The sequence below is a fragment of the Bartonella sp. TT110JLCBS genome, assembly GCF_042193405.1.
Lineage (GTDB): Bacteria > Pseudomonadota > Alphaproteobacteria > Rhizobiales > Rhizobiaceae > Bartonella.
Genome location: NZ_JBHILT010000014.1, coordinates 39,439 through 56,279, shown reverse-complemented (window position 1 = coordinate 56,279; position 16,841 = coordinate 39,439). Strand labels below are relative to the sequence as shown.

At 39.7% G+C, this 16,841-nt stretch carries 19 protein-coding genes and 1 pseudogene; 10 read left to right on the top strand and 10 right to left on the bottom strand.

Annotated features, from left to right (window positions below):
• The 9 genes from ACFILW_RS06935 to ACFILW_RS06895 all read left to right on the top strand — a co-directional run.
• On the top strand, nucleotides 1-608 hold a 608-nt coding region (locus ACFILW_RS06935; RefSeq protein WP_375685406.1), incomplete at its 5' end, for a phage antirepressor KilAC domain-containing protein.
• Between the two features lie 12 nt (nucleotides 609-620).
• Nucleotides 621-1,028 (top strand): hypothetical protein, encoded by a 408-nt coding sequence (locus ACFILW_RS06930; protein ID WP_375637119.1) that lies wholly within the window; start codon nucleotides 621-623, stop codon nucleotides 1,026-1,028.
• A gap of 124 nt (nucleotides 1,029-1,152) precedes the next feature.
• Nucleotides 1,153-1,947, top strand: a complete 795-nt coding sequence (locus ACFILW_RS06925; protein ID WP_375613899.1) for an ERF family protein — start codon at nucleotides 1,153-1,155, stop codon at nucleotides 1,945-1,947.
• A gap of 1 nt (nucleotide 1,948) precedes the next feature.
• The gene (locus ACFILW_RS06920; protein WP_375685405.1) at nucleotides 1,949-2,572 is read left to right on the top strand and encodes a lambda exonuclease family protein; all 624 of its coding nucleotides are present in this window, start codon (nucleotides 1,949-1,951) and stop codon (nucleotides 2,570-2,572) included.
• Nucleotides 2,573-2,681: 109 nt separating this feature from the next.
• On the top strand, nucleotides 2,682-3,530 hold the full coding sequence (locus tag ACFILW_RS06915) for a hypothetical protein (protein WP_375613897.1): 849 nt from the start codon (nucleotides 2,682-2,684) through the stop codon (nucleotides 3,528-3,530).
• A complete protein-coding gene (locus ACFILW_RS06910; RefSeq protein WP_375646642.1) occupies nucleotides 3,527-4,075 on the top strand; it encodes a hypothetical protein in 549 nt (182 codons plus the stop codon). Before ACFILW_RS06915 ends, ACFILW_RS06910 begins: the two co-directional genes overlap by 4 nt.
• Before the next feature lie 8 nt (nucleotides 4,076-4,083).
• Complete coding sequence (locus ACFILW_RS06905; RefSeq protein WP_375613895.1) at nucleotides 4,084-4,695, top strand: hypothetical protein; 612 nt, start codon at nucleotides 4,084-4,086, stop codon at nucleotides 4,693-4,695.
• 130 nt (nucleotides 4,696-4,825) lie between these two features.
• Complete coding sequence (locus ACFILW_RS06900) at nucleotides 4,826-5,074, top strand: hypothetical protein (RefSeq protein WP_375631397.1); 249 nt, start codon at nucleotides 4,826-4,828, stop codon at nucleotides 5,072-5,074.
• Nucleotides 5,075-5,076: 2 nt separating this feature from the next.
• Nucleotides 5,077-6,114 carry a tyrosine-type recombinase/integrase gene (locus ACFILW_RS06895; RefSeq protein ID WP_375685404.1) on the top strand — a complete coding sequence of 346 codons (1,038 nt, stop codon included), beginning with the start codon at nucleotides 5,077-5,079 and terminating at the stop codon, nucleotides 6,112-6,114.
• Nucleotides 6,115-6,166: 52 nt separating this feature from the next.
• Here ACFILW_RS06895 and ACFILW_RS06890 read toward each other — a convergent pair whose 3' ends face one another.
• Both ACFILW_RS06890 and ACFILW_RS06885 read right to left on the bottom strand, forming a co-directional pair.
• A complete protein-coding gene (locus tag ACFILW_RS06890) occupies nucleotides 6,167-6,466 on the bottom strand; it encodes a HigA family addiction module antitoxin (RefSeq protein ID WP_375646640.1) in 300 nt (99 codons plus the stop codon).
• 17 nt (nucleotides 6,467-6,483) lie between these two features.
• Nucleotides 6,484-6,765: a type II toxin-antitoxin system RelE/ParE family toxin gene (locus ACFILW_RS06885; protein WP_375630534.1), complete on the bottom strand. Its 282-nt coding sequence runs from the start codon at nucleotides 6,763-6,765 to the stop codon at nucleotides 6,484-6,486.
• A 217-nt stretch (nucleotides 6,766-6,982) separates the two neighbouring features.
• Here ACFILW_RS06885 and ACFILW_RS06880 point away from each other — a divergent pair.
• Nucleotides 6,983-7,255, top strand: a pseudogene (locus tag ACFILW_RS06880) (MFS transporter); the annotation flags it as partial.
• Nucleotides 7,256-7,715: 460 nt separating this feature from the next.
• Here the strand turns inward: ACFILW_RS06880 and truB are convergent.
• The 8 genes from truB to metK form a co-directional block, all read right to left on the bottom strand.
• On the bottom strand, nucleotides 7,716-8,678 hold the full coding sequence (gene truB / locus ACFILW_RS06875) for a tRNA pseudouridine(55) synthase TruB (protein WP_375679703.1): 963 nt from the start codon (nucleotides 8,676-8,678) through the stop codon (nucleotides 7,716-7,718).
• A gap of 4 nt (nucleotides 8,679-8,682) precedes the next feature.
• Nucleotides 8,683-9,090 carry a 30S ribosome-binding factor RbfA gene (rbfA, locus tag ACFILW_RS06870; protein ID WP_375613309.1) on the bottom strand — a complete coding sequence of 136 codons (408 nt, stop codon included), beginning with the start codon at nucleotides 9,088-9,090 and terminating at the stop codon, nucleotides 8,683-8,685.
• Between the two features lie 121 nt (nucleotides 9,091-9,211).
• The gene (infB, locus tag ACFILW_RS06865) at nucleotides 9,212-11,731 is read right to left on the bottom strand and encodes a translation initiation factor IF-2 (protein ID WP_375623033.1); all 2,520 of its coding nucleotides are present in this window, start codon (nucleotides 11,729-11,731) and stop codon (nucleotides 9,212-9,214) included.
• Nucleotides 11,728-12,363, bottom strand: a complete 636-nt coding sequence (locus ACFILW_RS06860) for an RNA-binding protein (RefSeq protein WP_375623035.1) — start codon at nucleotides 12,361-12,363, stop codon at nucleotides 11,728-11,730. The genes infB and ACFILW_RS06860 overlap by 4 nt, the downstream gene beginning before the upstream one ends.
• The gene (gene nusA, locus ACFILW_RS06855; RefSeq protein ID WP_375685403.1) at nucleotides 12,364-13,995 is read right to left on the bottom strand and encodes a transcription termination factor NusA; all 1,632 of its coding nucleotides are present in this window, start codon (nucleotides 13,993-13,995) and stop codon (nucleotides 12,364-12,366) included.
• Nucleotides 13,996-14,063: 68 nt separating this feature from the next.
• The gene (gene rimP / locus ACFILW_RS06850) at nucleotides 14,064-14,693 is read right to left on the bottom strand and encodes a ribosome maturation factor RimP (RefSeq protein WP_375685407.1); all 630 of its coding nucleotides are present in this window, start codon (nucleotides 14,691-14,693) and stop codon (nucleotides 14,064-14,066) included.
• A 127-nt stretch (nucleotides 14,694-14,820) separates the two neighbouring features.
• Nucleotides 14,821-15,522: a tRNA (guanine(46)-N(7))-methyltransferase TrmB gene (locus ACFILW_RS06845; protein WP_375685402.1), complete on the bottom strand. Its 702-nt coding sequence runs from the start codon at nucleotides 15,520-15,522 to the stop codon at nucleotides 14,821-14,823.
• Nucleotides 15,519-16,787: a methionine adenosyltransferase gene (gene metK, locus ACFILW_RS06840; protein ID WP_375623043.1), complete on the bottom strand. Its 1,269-nt coding sequence runs from the start codon at nucleotides 16,785-16,787 to the stop codon at nucleotides 15,519-15,521. The genes ACFILW_RS06845 and metK overlap by 4 nt, the downstream gene beginning before the upstream one ends.
• Nucleotides 16,788-16,841: the final 54 nt, after the last annotated feature.

The window sequence follows — 16,841 nt, the reverse complement described above, 5'->3', positions numbered from 1 at the left end:
GACAAATGTTAGGAGAATTATATCCTGAAGGGGGTCAATCCAAATTTGGATCCACCTATTTAGATAAACAGGGTAAGCCCCAAAACTGTTACAACCTCCCTAAGCGTGAATGCCTTATCTTAGTTTCTGGTTACAGCATGACATTACGTGCTAGGATTATAGACCGTTGGCAAGAATTGGAAAAGCAAGCAGTAACACCACAAATCGACTATTCAAGTCCAAAGGCTATGATTGGCTTTTTGAATTACCTACAAGGTCAAATAGATCAAAAAGACACCATCATTGAAGATTTAACACCAAAAGCCATGGCTCTTGAAAGCTTACAACGTCATGACGGACTGTTTAGTCTTACAGAAACCGCTAAAATACTTGAGATGCAACCAAAACAATTCATTCTCTTCTTACAGCAAAAAGGTTGGGTTTACAGACGAGCAGTAGGTGGAAATTTGCTACCGTATCAAGACAAAATCCAAAAGAAACTTATGGATTGTCCAACTATCACACTTCAAACCGCAAGTGGAATAGAAAAGGTCATTCCTTGCGCAAAAATCACCACAAAAGGTATGGGGCTGCTGTCTCAAGAGATTAAAAGACAAAGCATGCATTAAGAGGAGGTTATTATGATAAAAAAGAAATACGAACTGACAGACGCAACAATCGAAGTTAATGGCAGAACTCTCCACCGCATTCGCGCCTTACGAGACTTTGGAAACGTCGAGAAAGGCGATTTAGGGGGGTTTATAGAGCATGAGGGCAATTTAAGTCACGAAGGGGATTGCTGGGTTGGTGATAATGCATGGGTTTATGAAGGCGCCCGTGTTTATGATGATGCACAAATTTCTGATAATGTTCAAGTTTTTGGTAATGCAGAAGTTTACGAGGGTATACATTTTTATGGATATATAGAAGTTTACGGTGATGTACGTGTTTTTGGTAACTGCGATGCTATATACATTACCAATGATGCAGGTGCTTATGGGTATGTTGATAATACTGACCTCACCTCAACTAGAGAACAAACCAAATGAAAAAATACGAACGACTAATCTTATAGTATCTCTATAAGCCGTTTCTAACACCGAAAAACCAACTTTTAAACACCAGCGTGATTCACGCCACGGGGGAATTGCGCTCAAATAGGAGGAAATCAAGATGAGTAAACAAAACACTAACCTAACAGAAATTGAAGAAACGCATCACTTAGCGGTTAAACAAACTGCTATGGAACGTATTTTAAACAGAGCCTTAGAAAATGACGTCGATATGGATCGTCTCGAGCGTCTCATTGCCTTACGAGAAAAAGAAATAGAACGACAAAACTACGAAAGATTTGCCAGTGATCTTTCGAATATGCAAATAGAATATCAAAAAATACAAAAAAACTCTACAAACACCCATACAAACAGCCAATATGCAACCCTTGACCAGTACATTGATGCTGTAAAAAACACTCTTGCAAAACACCGATTTGCTTTGTTTTCTCGTATCAAAGAACAGAGTTCAGACAATATAATTATAGAAATGACTTTGACGCATCCGTCTGGAAATAAAATCTCAACAGAAGGAAAGTTTCCTTATGACACTAAAGGATGCAAATCAAATATACAATCGGTTGGTTCTGCAATCACATACGCACGCAGATATCTGTTAGGTATGCTTCTTAATGTCGTGAGTGAAGATGACGATACGGATGGGAACACACCTCTTAAAAAGGCTTTTCCACAACAGATCAATGAAATCAGAAGACTTGTCGTACAAACCCAAACAGAAGAAGAAAAAATACTTGCTTATGTCAACGTCAAAAAGCTCGACGATATGTCTGAAGGACAAGCACAAACGGTATTACATCTTTTGAAAGATAAACAAAATAGGCAAAAGGTAGAAACAGATTCTACTATACAAGATGCCGATATAGAAACGCCACACGAACAGGGAATGGCGGTGTGAGATGGAACAAAGAACAGCAGAATGGTTTCAAGCGCGCTTAGGAAAAGTCACTGCTTCAAACGTTTACAATATACTCAGTAAGACAGCAAAAGGTTTGCCTACAAGCAAATATGAAGACTACAAAATCAAACTCATGACAGAACGCTTAATAGGTGAAATAAGCCAATCTTATACAACCGCGGCTATGCAATGGGGCATTGAACATGAAGAGAATGCCTTAAGAGAATATGAATTCATTTATGACGCAGAAGTCACAAGATGCGGGTTTATCCCCCACCCAAAAATGGAAATGGCGGGGGCTAGTCCTGATGGGTTGATTGGAGAGGACGGCTTAGTTGAGGTCAAATGCCCACAATCAACCACGCATTTGCGCTTCTTTATATATGACGAAATCAAGCCTGAATATATCGCACAAATGCAATTCCAAATGGCGTGCACAGGACGCAAATGGTGTCATTTCATGAGCTATAATCCAAACTTTGTAGGCAGATCTACTGGTTTGAGAATGAAAATCAAACGCATCAACCGTGATGAGCAATACATTGAAGAGATTAATAAAGCTGTCGAAATCTTTTTAGGGGAAATAGAACAAGAGATGGAAAAGATTTTGGCAAAAGCTGCTTAAACCTATGGGGGTGCTCTCTCCTCCCAGCACCCCCACCCTTTCCTAACACTTTCAACACATGCGTGCTTCACGCTACGGGTGGATTGTACGCAAATCAAGGAAATAAACCATGGAAAAGAAATACGAACTTACTGATGAAACAACTGAGGTTGATGGCAAAACTCTCCACCGCATTCGTGCCTTACGAGACTTTGGTGGTATTAAAGCAGACGACCTAGGCGGTCTTATAGAACATGAAGGCAACTTATCCCATGAGGGCAATTGTTGGATTTGGTATAAGGCTTGTGTTTTTGGAGATGCCCGTGTTTATGGCAATGCACTTGTTTTCGATGAAGCAAAAGTTTCCGATAATGCACATGTTTACGAGAGCGCACACGTTTTCGATGAAGCGCGCGTTTACGGTCGTGCAGAAATTTATGGAGAAGCAAAAGTTTACGGTGAGGCATGCGTTTACGGCAGGGCAGAGGTTTACGATTGTGCACGCGTTTTCGATGAAGCACGTGTTTACGATAAGGCAGAGGTTTACGGTTGTGCACGCGTTTACGATTATGCAAAAGTTTTAGAAAATGCACATGTTTACAGTTATGCATATGTTTCCGATAAGGCAGAAGTTTATGGCAATGCAAAAGTTAAAGACGGACATGTAGGCGATAGTGCAAGGATTTATGGTGATGCTAAAATTTATGATCATGCAGAAGTTTACGGTAATGCATGCGTTTCCCATAATGCAGAGGTTTATGGTTATGCCAAGGTTTTTGGTGATGCCTTGGTTTTTGGCAATGCACATGTTCATGGGCGTGCAAAAGTTTACAATGATGCACGCGTTTTCGATGAAGCACGTGTTTACGATAAGGCAGAAATTTACGGAGAAGCAAAAGTTTACGGTGATGCAGAAGTTTACCGTAGCGCACACGTTGATGACTATAACGCCATATCCACTGGAGAAAAGACCAGATGAAAAAATATGAACTGACTGATGAAACAATCGAAGTTGGGCGCAGAACGCTCCGCCGCATTCGTGCACTGAGAGATTTGGGGGACGTCAAGAAAGGTGATCTTGGCGGCTATATCGAGAAAGAAGACAATCTAAGTCATGATGGCAATTGCTGGATTGGGGATTATGCAAAAGTCTATGGTTATGCCAAGGTTTTTGGTGATGCTAAGGTTTACGAAAATGCACAAGTTTACGGTTATGCACATGTTTACGGCAATTCTCGTATTTATGGCAAAGCAGAAGTTTTCGATGAACCATGCATTTACGGTCATGCAGAAATTTACGGTGATGCATATATTTGCGGTGAACCTAGCGTTTTTGATAATGCAGAAGTTTATGGCAATGCACAAGTTTACGAAGAGCCATACATTTACGATAGGGCGCGTGTTTACGGCAATGCAGAAGTTTCCGGTGATGCGCATGTTTACGGTCATGCAAAAATTTACGGTGAAGCATGTGTATGTTGGGACGACTGGATTGATGGCGATAAAAGAATCTCAACTAGGTAACAAACCAGATGAAAAAATACGAGATCACTGATGAAACAATTGTGTTTGATGGCAAAACCCTTCACCGTATTCGTGCTTTAAGGGATTTTGATGATGTTAAAGCAGATGACCTAGGCGGTTTTATACAAAAAGAAGACAATCTAAGTCATGATGACAATTGCTGGGTAGGCGATGATGCAAAAGTCTATGGTTATGCCAAGGTTTTTGGTGATGCACATGTTTATGGAAACGCTCGTGTGGATGGTCATGCAAGAGTTTATGACAAAGCCAAGGTTTTTGGTGATGCTTATATTGATAACATTGCTGATATTTACGAAAATGCATGTGTTTTTGGTAGTGCATCTGTTACCGGAGAAACTAATATTTTTGGCAATGCGCAGATTTTTGGACATGCTCGTGTTTTTGCCAGTGCACAAATCTACGAGAATGCACAAGTTTCCGGTGGTGCATTTATTAGTGGAAAAGCTAAAATTTATGGAAATGCTAAAATTTATGACAGTTCATTGATTTCCATCAGAGCAAAAGTTGGGGGAAATGCCAAAATCTATGGTTATGCATTTATTCATGGAAACGCAGAGATCATCAATGATGAAATCATCACAACGGGCGAGAGGCAATAATGGAAAAAAATACGAACTACTAATCTTATAGTCTCTCTATAAGCCGTTTCTAACACCGAAAAACCAACTTTTAAACACCAGCGTGATTCACGCCACGGGTGAATTACATCTAAAATGAAGGAGAATAAACATGCCACACCGCCCACCTACTATCACGCAACCAGCTATTGCTCGTGCTTTAAGAGAAGCTAAAAAACAAGGATGTGAACTCATAGAAATCAAACCTACAGGGGAATTATTAATTCATATCAATAAAACAATAACACCAACAACGACAGATAATACTTATAGCATTGACGATTTTCCACCACTTGAAAATGAACAAGAAGACTACGAGACCAGCAAAACTTGTCGTTCTGTCGACGGTATAAAGTTTTAGCCATGCCAAAACGCCATCCACCGCATCTTGTTCGTGAACGTACACGCCATGGTAAAGTTATATGGTATGTACGTATTGGTCATGGACCACGATTTCGGATTGAAGGAACCTATGGAACGCAAGAGTTTGTCGATAATTATACGCTTGCTCTTAAGCAAGCGCAAAATGGCACCTCCAAGAAAAGAAAACAAACCAGACTTGTAGAGGGCTCTTTCGATTGGTTGTTGCATCAATATTTACAAAGCATGCAATGGCATAATCAATCAGAATCTACTAAAAAAGTTAAGTATAGAATTCTGAACAATATTTCTAAACATATTGGTGATCGCTCTTATAAAAGTATAGATAAACAACACATTATTGAGGCAGTAGAAAGAAGACGCGAGACTCCCGCAGCGGCAAAACATTTTTTGACCTCTTTAAACGGTCTCTTTAATTGGGCGGTTGATAATGCTCTTTTAAACAGAAATCCTGCTTTTAATATAAAAGCACCAAAATCTCTTAACAGCGAAGGATTAGCGCCATGGCTAGAAGAGGATATCGATAAATATTATAAACAATGGGCTATTGGTACCCATGAACGCGTATGGGTTGATGTGCTTCTTTATACGGGCTTGCGCCGTGGAGATGCCGTTCGTATCGGTTGGAAAGATGTCAAAGATAATATCATTCATCTCAAAACAGAAAAGAGCCAATTTAAAACAGATGTTTTTCTTCCTATTTTACCAGAACTCGCAGAAACTCTTAAAATTGGTCCCATAGGTGATGAAACATTCATTTGCGGAAAAGGTGGAAATAAGCTTGTCAAAGAAAGTTTTGGCAACCTCTTTCGTGAAGCATGTAATGCGGCGGGTATTAAAAAATCAGCGCACGGATTGCGAAAATTAGCAGCAACACGTGCAGCCAATGCTGGTGCGACAGTTTCGCAAATGAAAGCGCTTTTTGGCTGGACAGAAGATAAAATGGCATCTCTTTATACCAAAACAGCCGATAGAAAGCGCCTTGCAATAGAAGCCATTAAAAAACTTCAAAAAGGTTAGAGCAACGGGCGGAAGCTAAAAAACTAAAGCCCCGTCAAAATTATAAACGAAATCAAAGCGACGTTTGATATGCTTCAGAAACCAGAGGAGAAATAGGTGGTTGTGTCTGTTGCATTGTTTGCCATAAATTATAATTTGTTTGCATATCCAGCCAAAATTTCGCTTTACTAAAACCAGCTAGTTCTAATTTCACTGCAAGTTCGGTACTCATAGAGGCATGTCCGTTAATCACTCTTGATAGAGAAGCTCTTGTCATATGGAGATGATTAGCTAACTTTTGTATTGTTATCCCCATTTCGTCTAAGAAAGCTACTTTTAGAACTTCGCCCGGATGTGCGGGGTTATGCATCATTATTTTCGTTCCTTTCATCAATGGTAATCTTGATAATCAACAAGCTCCACATCTGTTCCTATAAAGCGAAAAGTAACACGCCAATTTCCATTCACCCATATAGAATAGTATCCTGTAAGTTCACCTTTAAGAGGATGCATTTTAAAGGCAGGTGCTTTCAACATTTCGGGCGTGGTAGCACTTGTTAAAGCCGTTAAGATAACGCGTAATTTCTTTACGTGATCTGGTAGAATAGCTTTTGTGGAACCTGTTGTATAAAATAATTTTAAGCCCTTATGTCTGAAACTCACAATTGCCATTAGCACCCCTTATCGTATACTATTACTATACGATTTATAAAAATAAGAGTCAAGTAAGATACTGGAAAATCTGATTACATATTTGGATAAAATGATTGAGAATAAGCTATAAAAAAGTTCGGGATAGACATAAAATAAGTTAATAAAATCAATGGAATTAAAATTCCCTTACCTTTATATAAGTTATTGATTGCATATAAATGTAGCATTCCCACCCCATATTCGATTACGTGATGGTGCGCGTCAGTGGGTTCTTTTACGAGATCTTGAAAGACCTGAATATTGGACAGAGGCTTATCATATGCCAACATGGGTAGATTATTTACGCCATAATCATCGTCGCACAAAAGCGGATGCAGAAGTCAATAAGCGTCTGCGTCATTTAAATTGTGCTCCTAACGGTATAAGAGTGCACCGTATGATTGAACGCCAAACAATACCTCAAGCCAATGAGATGCTTTTAAAAGTTTCCTCTGATCATCTCCCTTAGGGTTAAAACAGTTTTTGTAAATATTACATATATTAATATTATTTCGATCAATTTGTTAGCGTAATCATAAAAAAATTGCTGTTTCAATATTTAATGAATTGATTTATAATGGTTATTTTTCATTTTTCATGTTGAGTGATAGATTCTGAAAATCTTAAGCTTTTCTCGTTTCAAATCTATTTAGAGTAAATCAGTCCATATCTTTGCTTGTACATTATAAACGAGGACTAAAGTATGAGTAAAAAACGATTGAAAAAGAAATAAAAAGCCTTTTATGAATCCTTTAAATGCAAGGATTATTGCGACATTAAGAGGAAAAAGTGTGTGGTGGTGTTAGCTTATAGCACTGACTTAAATTTTGATATGAATACGGTAAATATAGACAATGAAAAGCACCATATTTTTCTTAATTGATAGAGAAAAATATCTTTCCGCAAAAGGTGGTTGGGAAAAGAATCGATTAAATTGTGAAAATCCGCTTTGGTTTAAATAGACCTTTGTCGAGAGTGCCAATAGCAAGAAGTTGTTCCTTATAGAGGACACAAATTTCCTCTTCATCAAGAGGTGCTTTGTGATGATTCAAGAGGATAGAATGGCCTCTTATAATTCTCTGTGCTTGAGTTTCATTAAGGATATAGTGAGGGAGGCAATCCAATGCGGCGCTTGTGTCAATTAAGAGCCCATCGAGTGTTGAGAAGTTTTTTTCAAAAGAACGATTATTCTCATCTGTAGTGTTTTTATTTGGCGGAATGGCCGCTTTTAGTTCCTCCCATGTAATGAGATCTTCTTCATCAAAAGGTGCAACGGCAATACGTCTTAAATCAGCAATATGCCCATAGCAACCGAGATCACGTCCCATATCGCGTGCTAAAGAGCGCACATAAGTTCCTTTTCCGCAGGTTATTTCAAAGACAGAATGCTCTTTGGTAGGCATTTCTAATAACTTGAAAGTTTCTATTTCCACTTCACGGGGCGGAATTTCAACAACTTCTCCTTCACGCGCTAAATCATAGGCCCGATTTCCGGCAATTTTGATTGCTGAAAATTGTGGAGGTGTTTGCAAAATAACACCTGTATATTGAGGAAGAAGAGCAAGTATTTCTTCTTGTGTTGGACGTATGAGAGAAGTTTTCGTTATTTCTCCTTCTAAATCATCTGTTGAGCGCTCTTGCCCCCAAGCAATATGAAAACGGTAAGTTTTTTTGCCTTGCATCACGTAAGGGACGGTTTTGGTTGCTTCGCCCAATGCAATGGGAAGGAGACCAGAAGCAAGAGGATCAAGTGTACCCGCATGTCCTGCCTTTTGAGCATGGAAGAGCCATTTGATTTGTGAGACAGCTTCTGTTGATTTCATTCCTTTTGGTTTATCAAATATGACCCAGCCAGAAACAGGACGCCCCTTTTTCTTGTGTTGCCGCGCCATATCTTTAATCCTCATCTGTATCACTATGGTGAAGATCGCGCGCAACCTCAGGCGAGCGAAGGAGGGCATCAATTTTTGAAAAATTATCAAAACTATTATCAAGTCGGAAACGCAGTTCTGGCATATATTTCATTTGTCGCAACGCATGACTGATTTCTCCACGGAGAAAACGACTATGTTTATTGAGGGTATCAACAACATCGGTATGAGAAGCATTTTTAAGAGTGCTGAGAGGTGATACAAAGCAAGTAGCAATTTTTAAATCTGGTGACATGCGTACTTCAGAGACAGAAATAACAATATCTTTTAAGATATCATCAAGCAAAATATCACGCTGTAATATATGCGCTATTGCATGACGTACTTGCTCTGCTACTCTAAGTTGCCGTTGTGATGGCCCTGCATTTTTCATCAAAGTTTTATCCTTGCTACAAGATCTCTTTTTTGACCATTTAGATAAGGAAAAAGAGATATTGTGTATAAAACCTAATAACTTTTCTCATTTCACAACAGAGTAAAGTTATTGGATTATTTTATAATGTGCGATTAATATGTTCGATACGGAAGGTTTCAATGATGTCTCCTGCACGCATGTCTTCATAATTTTCAAAGGCTATCCCACATTCTTGACCACTTTGCACTTCATTGACTTCATCCTTAAAGCGTTTGAGTGTTTTCAGCTTTCCTTCGTGAATAACGATATTATCGCGGATAAGGCGAACACCGGCTCCTCGTTCTATTTTACCTTCTGTAACACGACATCCTGCAACTTTTCCAATTTTTGTAATGTTAAAGACTTCTAGAATTTCAGCATTACCAAGGAAAGTTTCACGCTGTTCTGGTGAGAGTAATCCAGACATAGCAGCCTTGATATCGTCAACAAGATCATAAATGATGTTGTAATAACGAATTTCAATTCCTTGTGTTTTAGCAAAATCACGTGCTTGCTTATTGGCTCGAACATTAAAGCCAATTACAGCAGAGTTAGAAGCTTCCGCAAGGGAAATATCACTTTCGGTAATTCCTCCAGCACCAGAATGTACAATACGCGCACGAACCTCGTCATTTCCGAGTTTTTCTAATGCTGAAGCGATTGCTTCAATTGATCCTTGTACATCCCCTTTTATAATAAGAGAAAATTCCTTAACACCAGTCGTTTGCAATTTTGTCATCATCTGTTCAAGAGAACCACGTGAACCAGTTTGCCGTGCAACAGCTTTATCACGTGCTAATCGTTGACGATATTCAGAAATTTCACGTGCTTTTGCTTCATGTGTGACAACAGCAAAACGGTCTCCAGCTTGTGGTGTACCTTGCATGCCTAAAATTTCAATTGGTGTAGAGGGAACGGCTTCTTTGACATGGCGGCCATGGTCGTCAATCAAAGCACGCACACGCCCCCATTCATTTCCGGCAACTATAATATCAGAAGGGTGTAATGTACCTTTTTGAACAAGAACTGTTGCAACAGATCCGCGTCCGCGATCCAATTTGGCTTCAATGATAACGCCCTCTGCAGTTCGTTGAGGATCTGCTTTCAGATCAAGCATTTCAGCCTGAAGAAGGATAGCTTCGAGAAGTTTATCAAGATTTTGACCAGTTTTAGCAGAAACTTCAACGTCCAAAGTTTCTCCGCCCATAGTTTCAACAAACACTTCATGTTGTAGAAGTTCTGTACGTACTTTTTGTGCATTTGCAGCTGGTTTATCAATTTTGTTGATAGCAACAATGATAGGTACACCAGCGGCCTTCGCATGATTGATTGATTCAATCGTTTGAGGCATAACACTATCATCAGCGGCTACAACGAGAACAGCAATATCAGTAACACGAGCTCCACGTGCACGCATAGCCGTAAATGCAGCATGCCCTGGTGTATCAATAAAGGTAATTTTTTGACCGTTTTGTTCTACTTGATAGGCACCAATATGCTGCGTAATACCTCCTGCTTCGCCAGAAACAACATTTGCTTTGCGAATAGCATCTAAAAGAGAAGTTTTCCCGTGGTCAACATGGCCCATAATGGTCACAACAGGGGGACGCTGCTGCATGTTTTGAGGATTATCTGTTATATTAAAGATACCTTCTTCTACATCAGATTCTAAAACACGTTTAACAGTATGTCCAAATTCAACAGCGATGAGTTCGGCAACATCTGCATCAATAACATCGCCAGGTTTCATCATTTGTCCTTGTTTCATCAAGAATTTAATCACATCAACAGAACGCTCAGTCATACGTTGTGCGAGCTCTTGAATGGTAATCGTTTCAGGAAGAACAACTTCGCGAGAAATTTTTTCTCTTGGTTCTTGATTTTGTGCACGCTTAAACTTTTCCTGTCTACGCCGCATTGCAGCCATTGAGCGCCCACGTGCGCTTCCTTCTTCATCCAGTGCACTATTCAGAGTTAGTTTTCCGCGTCGCCGCTCATCAGCTCCTTTGACAACTTTTGGTACACGTATTTCTGATTTAGCAGGATTAGCACGTCGACTATGCCGTTCTTCCTCTTTATTGTCATCTATTTTGCGTTTTTCAACCACGGTTGTATTTTTAGGCGCAATAGGAATATCTGTCTGTTCAATGAGAGGGGGAACAGGTGGAGTCTGTACTAACGATATTTCTTCTTCTTGTTGGAGATGTATTTCTTTTTCTTTAATTTCTTGCTGTAAAATTTCTTCACGCTCTTTAGCGCGTCTTGCTTCTTCTTCGGCTTGTTCTCGCGTTATTCTTTCTTGGATATGTGCTTCTTCTAATGCGCGAAGTCTTGCTTCCATTTCAGTTGATGAAAGATTGCTTTTGGCCACAGATTCTTGAGGCTTTTTTCCCTCAAAACGCGGTTTAGAACGCTGGGGGGCCACATGCGGCTTTGTAATGGGCTGTAGGGTTTCCGTTTTTTCATCAGGTCGCGTAATTTTACGCCGTTTGGTTTCGACAACGACAGCCTTCGTACGGCCATGACTAAAATTTTGTTTAACCGTGCTCGTTTCCAAGACAGACCTCTTGAGAGTTAGTGTCTTCTTGACGGTTGTTTTGTCGTTGTTATTTTCACTCATTGTACTTCCTTCACGGCTTGTGCCGTCATCTCACTAGACTTACTATGCTTGTCGTCACGATAGCTGATCAATTTACATGTCGCTTTGAGAAATCCTTCAGCAGCTTTTGTGTCCAATAAAGCGGCGTGCATTACAGGATTAGAGCCAAAAGCCACGCGCATTTCATCACTTGTAAATAAAGATATGGTTTTTATAGTCTGATTTGTTTGTTGTTGTATTGAATGGATGGCCTGTGCAATTTTTTGTTTCCCATTTTCTGTTGTTTCTTTAGCATGAAGTACAAGAATAACTTTACCAGAGCGGATAGCAGCGTCAACCTTTGTTGCTCCCATAACAATTGCTCCCGCTTTTCGTGCCATGGAAAGGCTTGAAAGAGCGGCTTTTAGTAAAAGCGTATCAACAACATGCACAAGATTTGGTGCAACCTCAACATCTGTTTTAAAATTTCTATGAAAAGCTTTTTGTTCAATTGCTTTCTCAATAACAGCGTGATGGGCAGAAATCCAAACGCCACGCCCTGGTAAATTCGCTTTAAGATCAGGAACAATTTGGTTATTGGGACCAATAACAAAACGGATCAGCGTTTGTGCTGAAGCATTTTTTCGGGTCACAATGCAAGTCCGTTCATTCATTTAAAGTGTATCCACATCCAAATCATCTGTTTTTTCATTTTCTGTAGAATTTTCATTTTCTACAGGATTTTCTGTAACAAGATCAGCTTGGTCTATCCAGCCTGCTTGTACACGTGCGGCTAAAACCATAGCTTCTGCATCAGCGCGTGTAATGTCAAAAGGGGTCAGAATACCAGAAAAATTCTGTGTTTGACCTTCTTTACGTTCTCTCCAACCAGCTAAATCATCAACGGCATAGCCAGCAAAGTCTTCTATTGTTTTTACACCATCCTCACCAACAGCAACCAACATAGCACTTGTCATTCCGGGAAGTGTTCGTAATTCGTCAGAAACTCCGAGTTTTTTGCGTTTTTCATCAAGTTCTTTTTCTTGATGATCAAGATATTCGCGGGCACGACTTTGGATTTCAGCGGCGGTATCATGGTCAAAACCATCAATAGAAGCGATTTCTTCAAGATCAATATAGGCGATTTCTTCAATAGAAGAAAAACCCTCTGATGCCATAACCTGTCCGATCATTTCGTCAACCTCTAAGGCTTCCATAAACAATTTACTGCGTTCAGTAAATTCTTTTTGACGATTTTCAGATTCTTCCTTTTCCGTTAAAATATCAATGTTCCATCCTGTTAGTTGCGAAGCCAAGCGGACATTTTGCCCACGTCGTCCAATAGCAAGGCTAAGTTGATCATCTGGTACAATAACTTCAATCCGCTCAGCATCTTCATCAAGGATGATTTTAGAAACTTCAGCAGGTTGGAGTGCATTAACGACAAATGTTGCCGCATCAGGCGACCAAGGAATAATATCAATTTTTTCGCCTTGTAATTCAGCAACAACAGCTTGTACGCGGCTTCCTCGCATTCCAACGCATGCTCCAACAGGATCAATGGAACCATCGCGTGAAACAACGGCGATTTTAGCCCGTGAACCTGGATCACGAGCAACAGATTTGATTTCTATAATACCATCATAAATTTCTGGCACTTCCATAGTGAAAAGTTTTACCATAAATTGGGGATGTGTGCGTGAAAGGAAAATTTGTGGTCCACGCGTTTCACGGTGTACATCATTGACGAAAGCACGAATACGATCTCCATAGCGGAATGATTCACGAGGAATTAATTCATCACGGCGCACAATAGCTTCACCGCGCCCTAGATCAACGATGACGTTACCATATTCCACACGCTTAACTGTACCAGAAATAATTTCACCAACTTTATTTTTGAATTCTTCATATTGCTGATCACGCTCTGCATCACGTACTTTTTGTACAATAACCTGTTTAGCAGATTGCGCTGCGATACGTCCAAAATCCATAGGAGGTAAAAGATCAGCAAAAAAATCACCAATTTTTGCTTCTGCTTGACGTTTGAGTGCATCGGACAAAGTAATTTCCGTTGTATAGTCTTCAACGACATCAACGATTTTAAGCAAGCGTTGTAATTTAATTTCACCTGTTTTGGAATTGATTTCAGCACGGATATTGGTCTCTTGACCATAACGAGAACGTGCTGCTTTCTGAATAGCGTCAGCCATCGCAGAAATGACAATTTCACGGTCGATCGACTTTTCACGTGCAACAGCATCTGCAATTTGCAGAATCTCAAGCCTGTTAGCGCTTGTAGCCATCAATTTTCTCCTTCTTTGTGTCACACGATGGGTATTTCCCAGTGATATTATTTTTTGAAATTGAGCGTCTATATAGAGTCGTTAGCGTTCTCTTCGGCAATGAATTGTTGACTTAAATTTTTATTTTGTTTCAATGCATCACGAATAAGCTCATCGGTAAGCACTAAATGCGCATTTATGATATCACAAAAGGAAATAGGGGTGTACATGGCTTCTCCATAAGCTGCTTTGTCAGTGTTTAAAATAAATCCATCTTGCGTGATATTCGTAAGTGTCCCGCGAAATTTTCGGCGCCCATCAATTACTATTTTTGTTTCAATTTTTGCAAGATGCCCTTGCCAATGAAAAAAATCAGATTTTCTTACCAATGGACGATCAATTCCAGGTGATGAGATTTCTAAATGATATTTGCGTTCAATAACATTTTGGACATCAAGGAGTGGGGAAACAGTTCGACTAACAGTTTCACAATCTTCTATGGTCATAGAACCATCGGCACGTTCAACCATAATTTGAAGTGTTAAACCATTTTGACCAAGAAGTTTTACACGAACCAAACGAAAACCTAAAGGTTTAAGTAGTGGTATGACAAGAGCAGCAACCTGTGCTTCGATACCCTCTTCTTCAAACAAGCGCGGTTCGTCAAGATTGCTTATTTTTTCAGCTTCGTTCATACATTTTATCCAAGTTATTTTCATCAGTTTTATGATATTAAAAAAGAGCGGGTCCAACGGCCCACTCTTCATCATAAGACCAAGAATTTAACTATTGATACTCTTAAATTCAAAATTTTTCAAGTTGTTTATGAGAAAAGCGCTTGATCATTTATTTCTTGATAAAGGTAAGATAGGCAGGCGTTCGTCCTTCGCGTAAAGCTTTTGCTTCATAGCGGGTTCCACTCCATAGTGGATAAGGGAGTTTCCAGTCTTGAGGGCTTTCTGCTTTCCATTCAAAGTGATCATGTTGTGCACAATGGTACAAAGTCCAGTTTACATAACTGTTTATATCGCTAGCAAAGCGAAAAAATTTTCCTATTTTAAGAACACGAGCAAAACGGTTAAGATTTTTTATGTTGATGAAACGTCGTTTCCAGTGTTTCTTTTTCGGCCAAGGATCAGGATAGAAGAGGTCTATTCCATCAAGCGAGTTATCAGGGAGCCAATCAAGGAGGCGTGTCGCATCATCATTATAGAGGCGAAGACGATTTTGATGGTTTTGATACTGTTCAAGAGACAACAATATTTTTGCCATGCCATTGATGAAGGGCTCGACGCCGATAAAACCGGTTTTTGGAAAATATTCCATTTCATGAAGTAAATGTTCACCTCCACCAAAGCCGATTTCAAGTTGAATTTCTCTTACTTTGCTTGAAAATAAGGATGTAAGGTTTGGGGGAGGAGGAACATTTAAATCAATATTAAATTTGGGGAGAAGCATTTTTATACGTGTAAGCTGACTGTTTCGAAGTTGTTTTCCTTGTCGGCGTCCAAAAAATGCTTCACTCTTGCGTATATTATGTTTAATCATGGGATTTGGATCATTGTTTGAAGCGTTTTCACGAGATCAGTTTTTTCCCATGAAAACGAACCATCGTGTTTTGGTTTACGGCCAAAGTGACCATAGGCAGCTGTTTTCGCATAAATAGGTTTATTGAGGTCAAGATGTTTTCGAATGCCGGTAGGTGAAAGGTCCATTATTTTGCGGATGGCTTCTTCAATAACTTTTTCATCGACTTTTCCTGTTCCATGAAGATTAAGATAAATAGATAAAGGTTGTGCAATACCAATTGCATAGGAGAGTTGAATGGTGCATCTCTCTGCTAAATGAGCAGCAACAATATTCTTAGCCAGATAGCGTGCCGCATAGGCAGCAGAACGATCAACTTTTGTTGTATCTTTTCCTGAAAAAGCACCGCCTCCATGGGGTGCAGCACCTCCGTAAGTATCCACAATAATTTTGCGTCCTGTTAATCCGGCATCGCTTTGAGGGCCTCCAATGACAAATTTTCCTGTTGGGTTAATATACCACCTACATTGAGCTGCGATGGGAATGTCATGTAAAGCTTGGCGAATGTAAGGTTCAACCACTGTACGTACTTTATTGGAATCCCAACTTTCATCAAGGTGCTGCGTTGAAAGAACAATGGATGTGACCTCTATCGGTTTTCCATTTTTATAGCGTATGGTTATTTGGCTTTTAGCATCTGGTCCTAATTTTCCAGTTTCTCCCTCTCCTTTATGACGGGCTGCGGCAAGAAGTTTGAGAATTTTATGCGCATAATAAATTGGCGCAGGCATGAGATCAGGTGTTTCACGGCAAGCATATCCAAACATGATGCCTTGATCACCTGCTCCTTCTTCACCATGCCGATCCGTAGCATTATCAACCCCTCTTGCTATATCAGCTGATTGAGGGCGCAAAAGAACATCAATTTTAACAGTTTTCCAATGGAATCCTGCTTGTTCATAGCCAATGGTACGAATAGCACGGCGCGCTGCTGTACGAAAACGTGTAGGATTAATGAGTGGAAAGCTAGTTTCATCATAGATGAATTCTTTATTTTTATCTTTTTTTAATAGCGTATCAGGAACACGTACTTCACCAGCGATAACAACACGGTTGACACTAACGAGAGTTTCACAGGCAACGCGTACTAACCATGGATCAGTACCAGTCTTTTCAGCTTCTTTATAGATCATATCAACGATTTCATCGGAAATACGATCACAAATTTTATCAGGATGTCCTTCCGATACCGATTCGCTCGTAAAAAGATAATCTTCATGCGGCATAGGAACTCCTTCAAAAAAGAAAACCAAAGATTTAATCAATTGCTTACTAAAGTC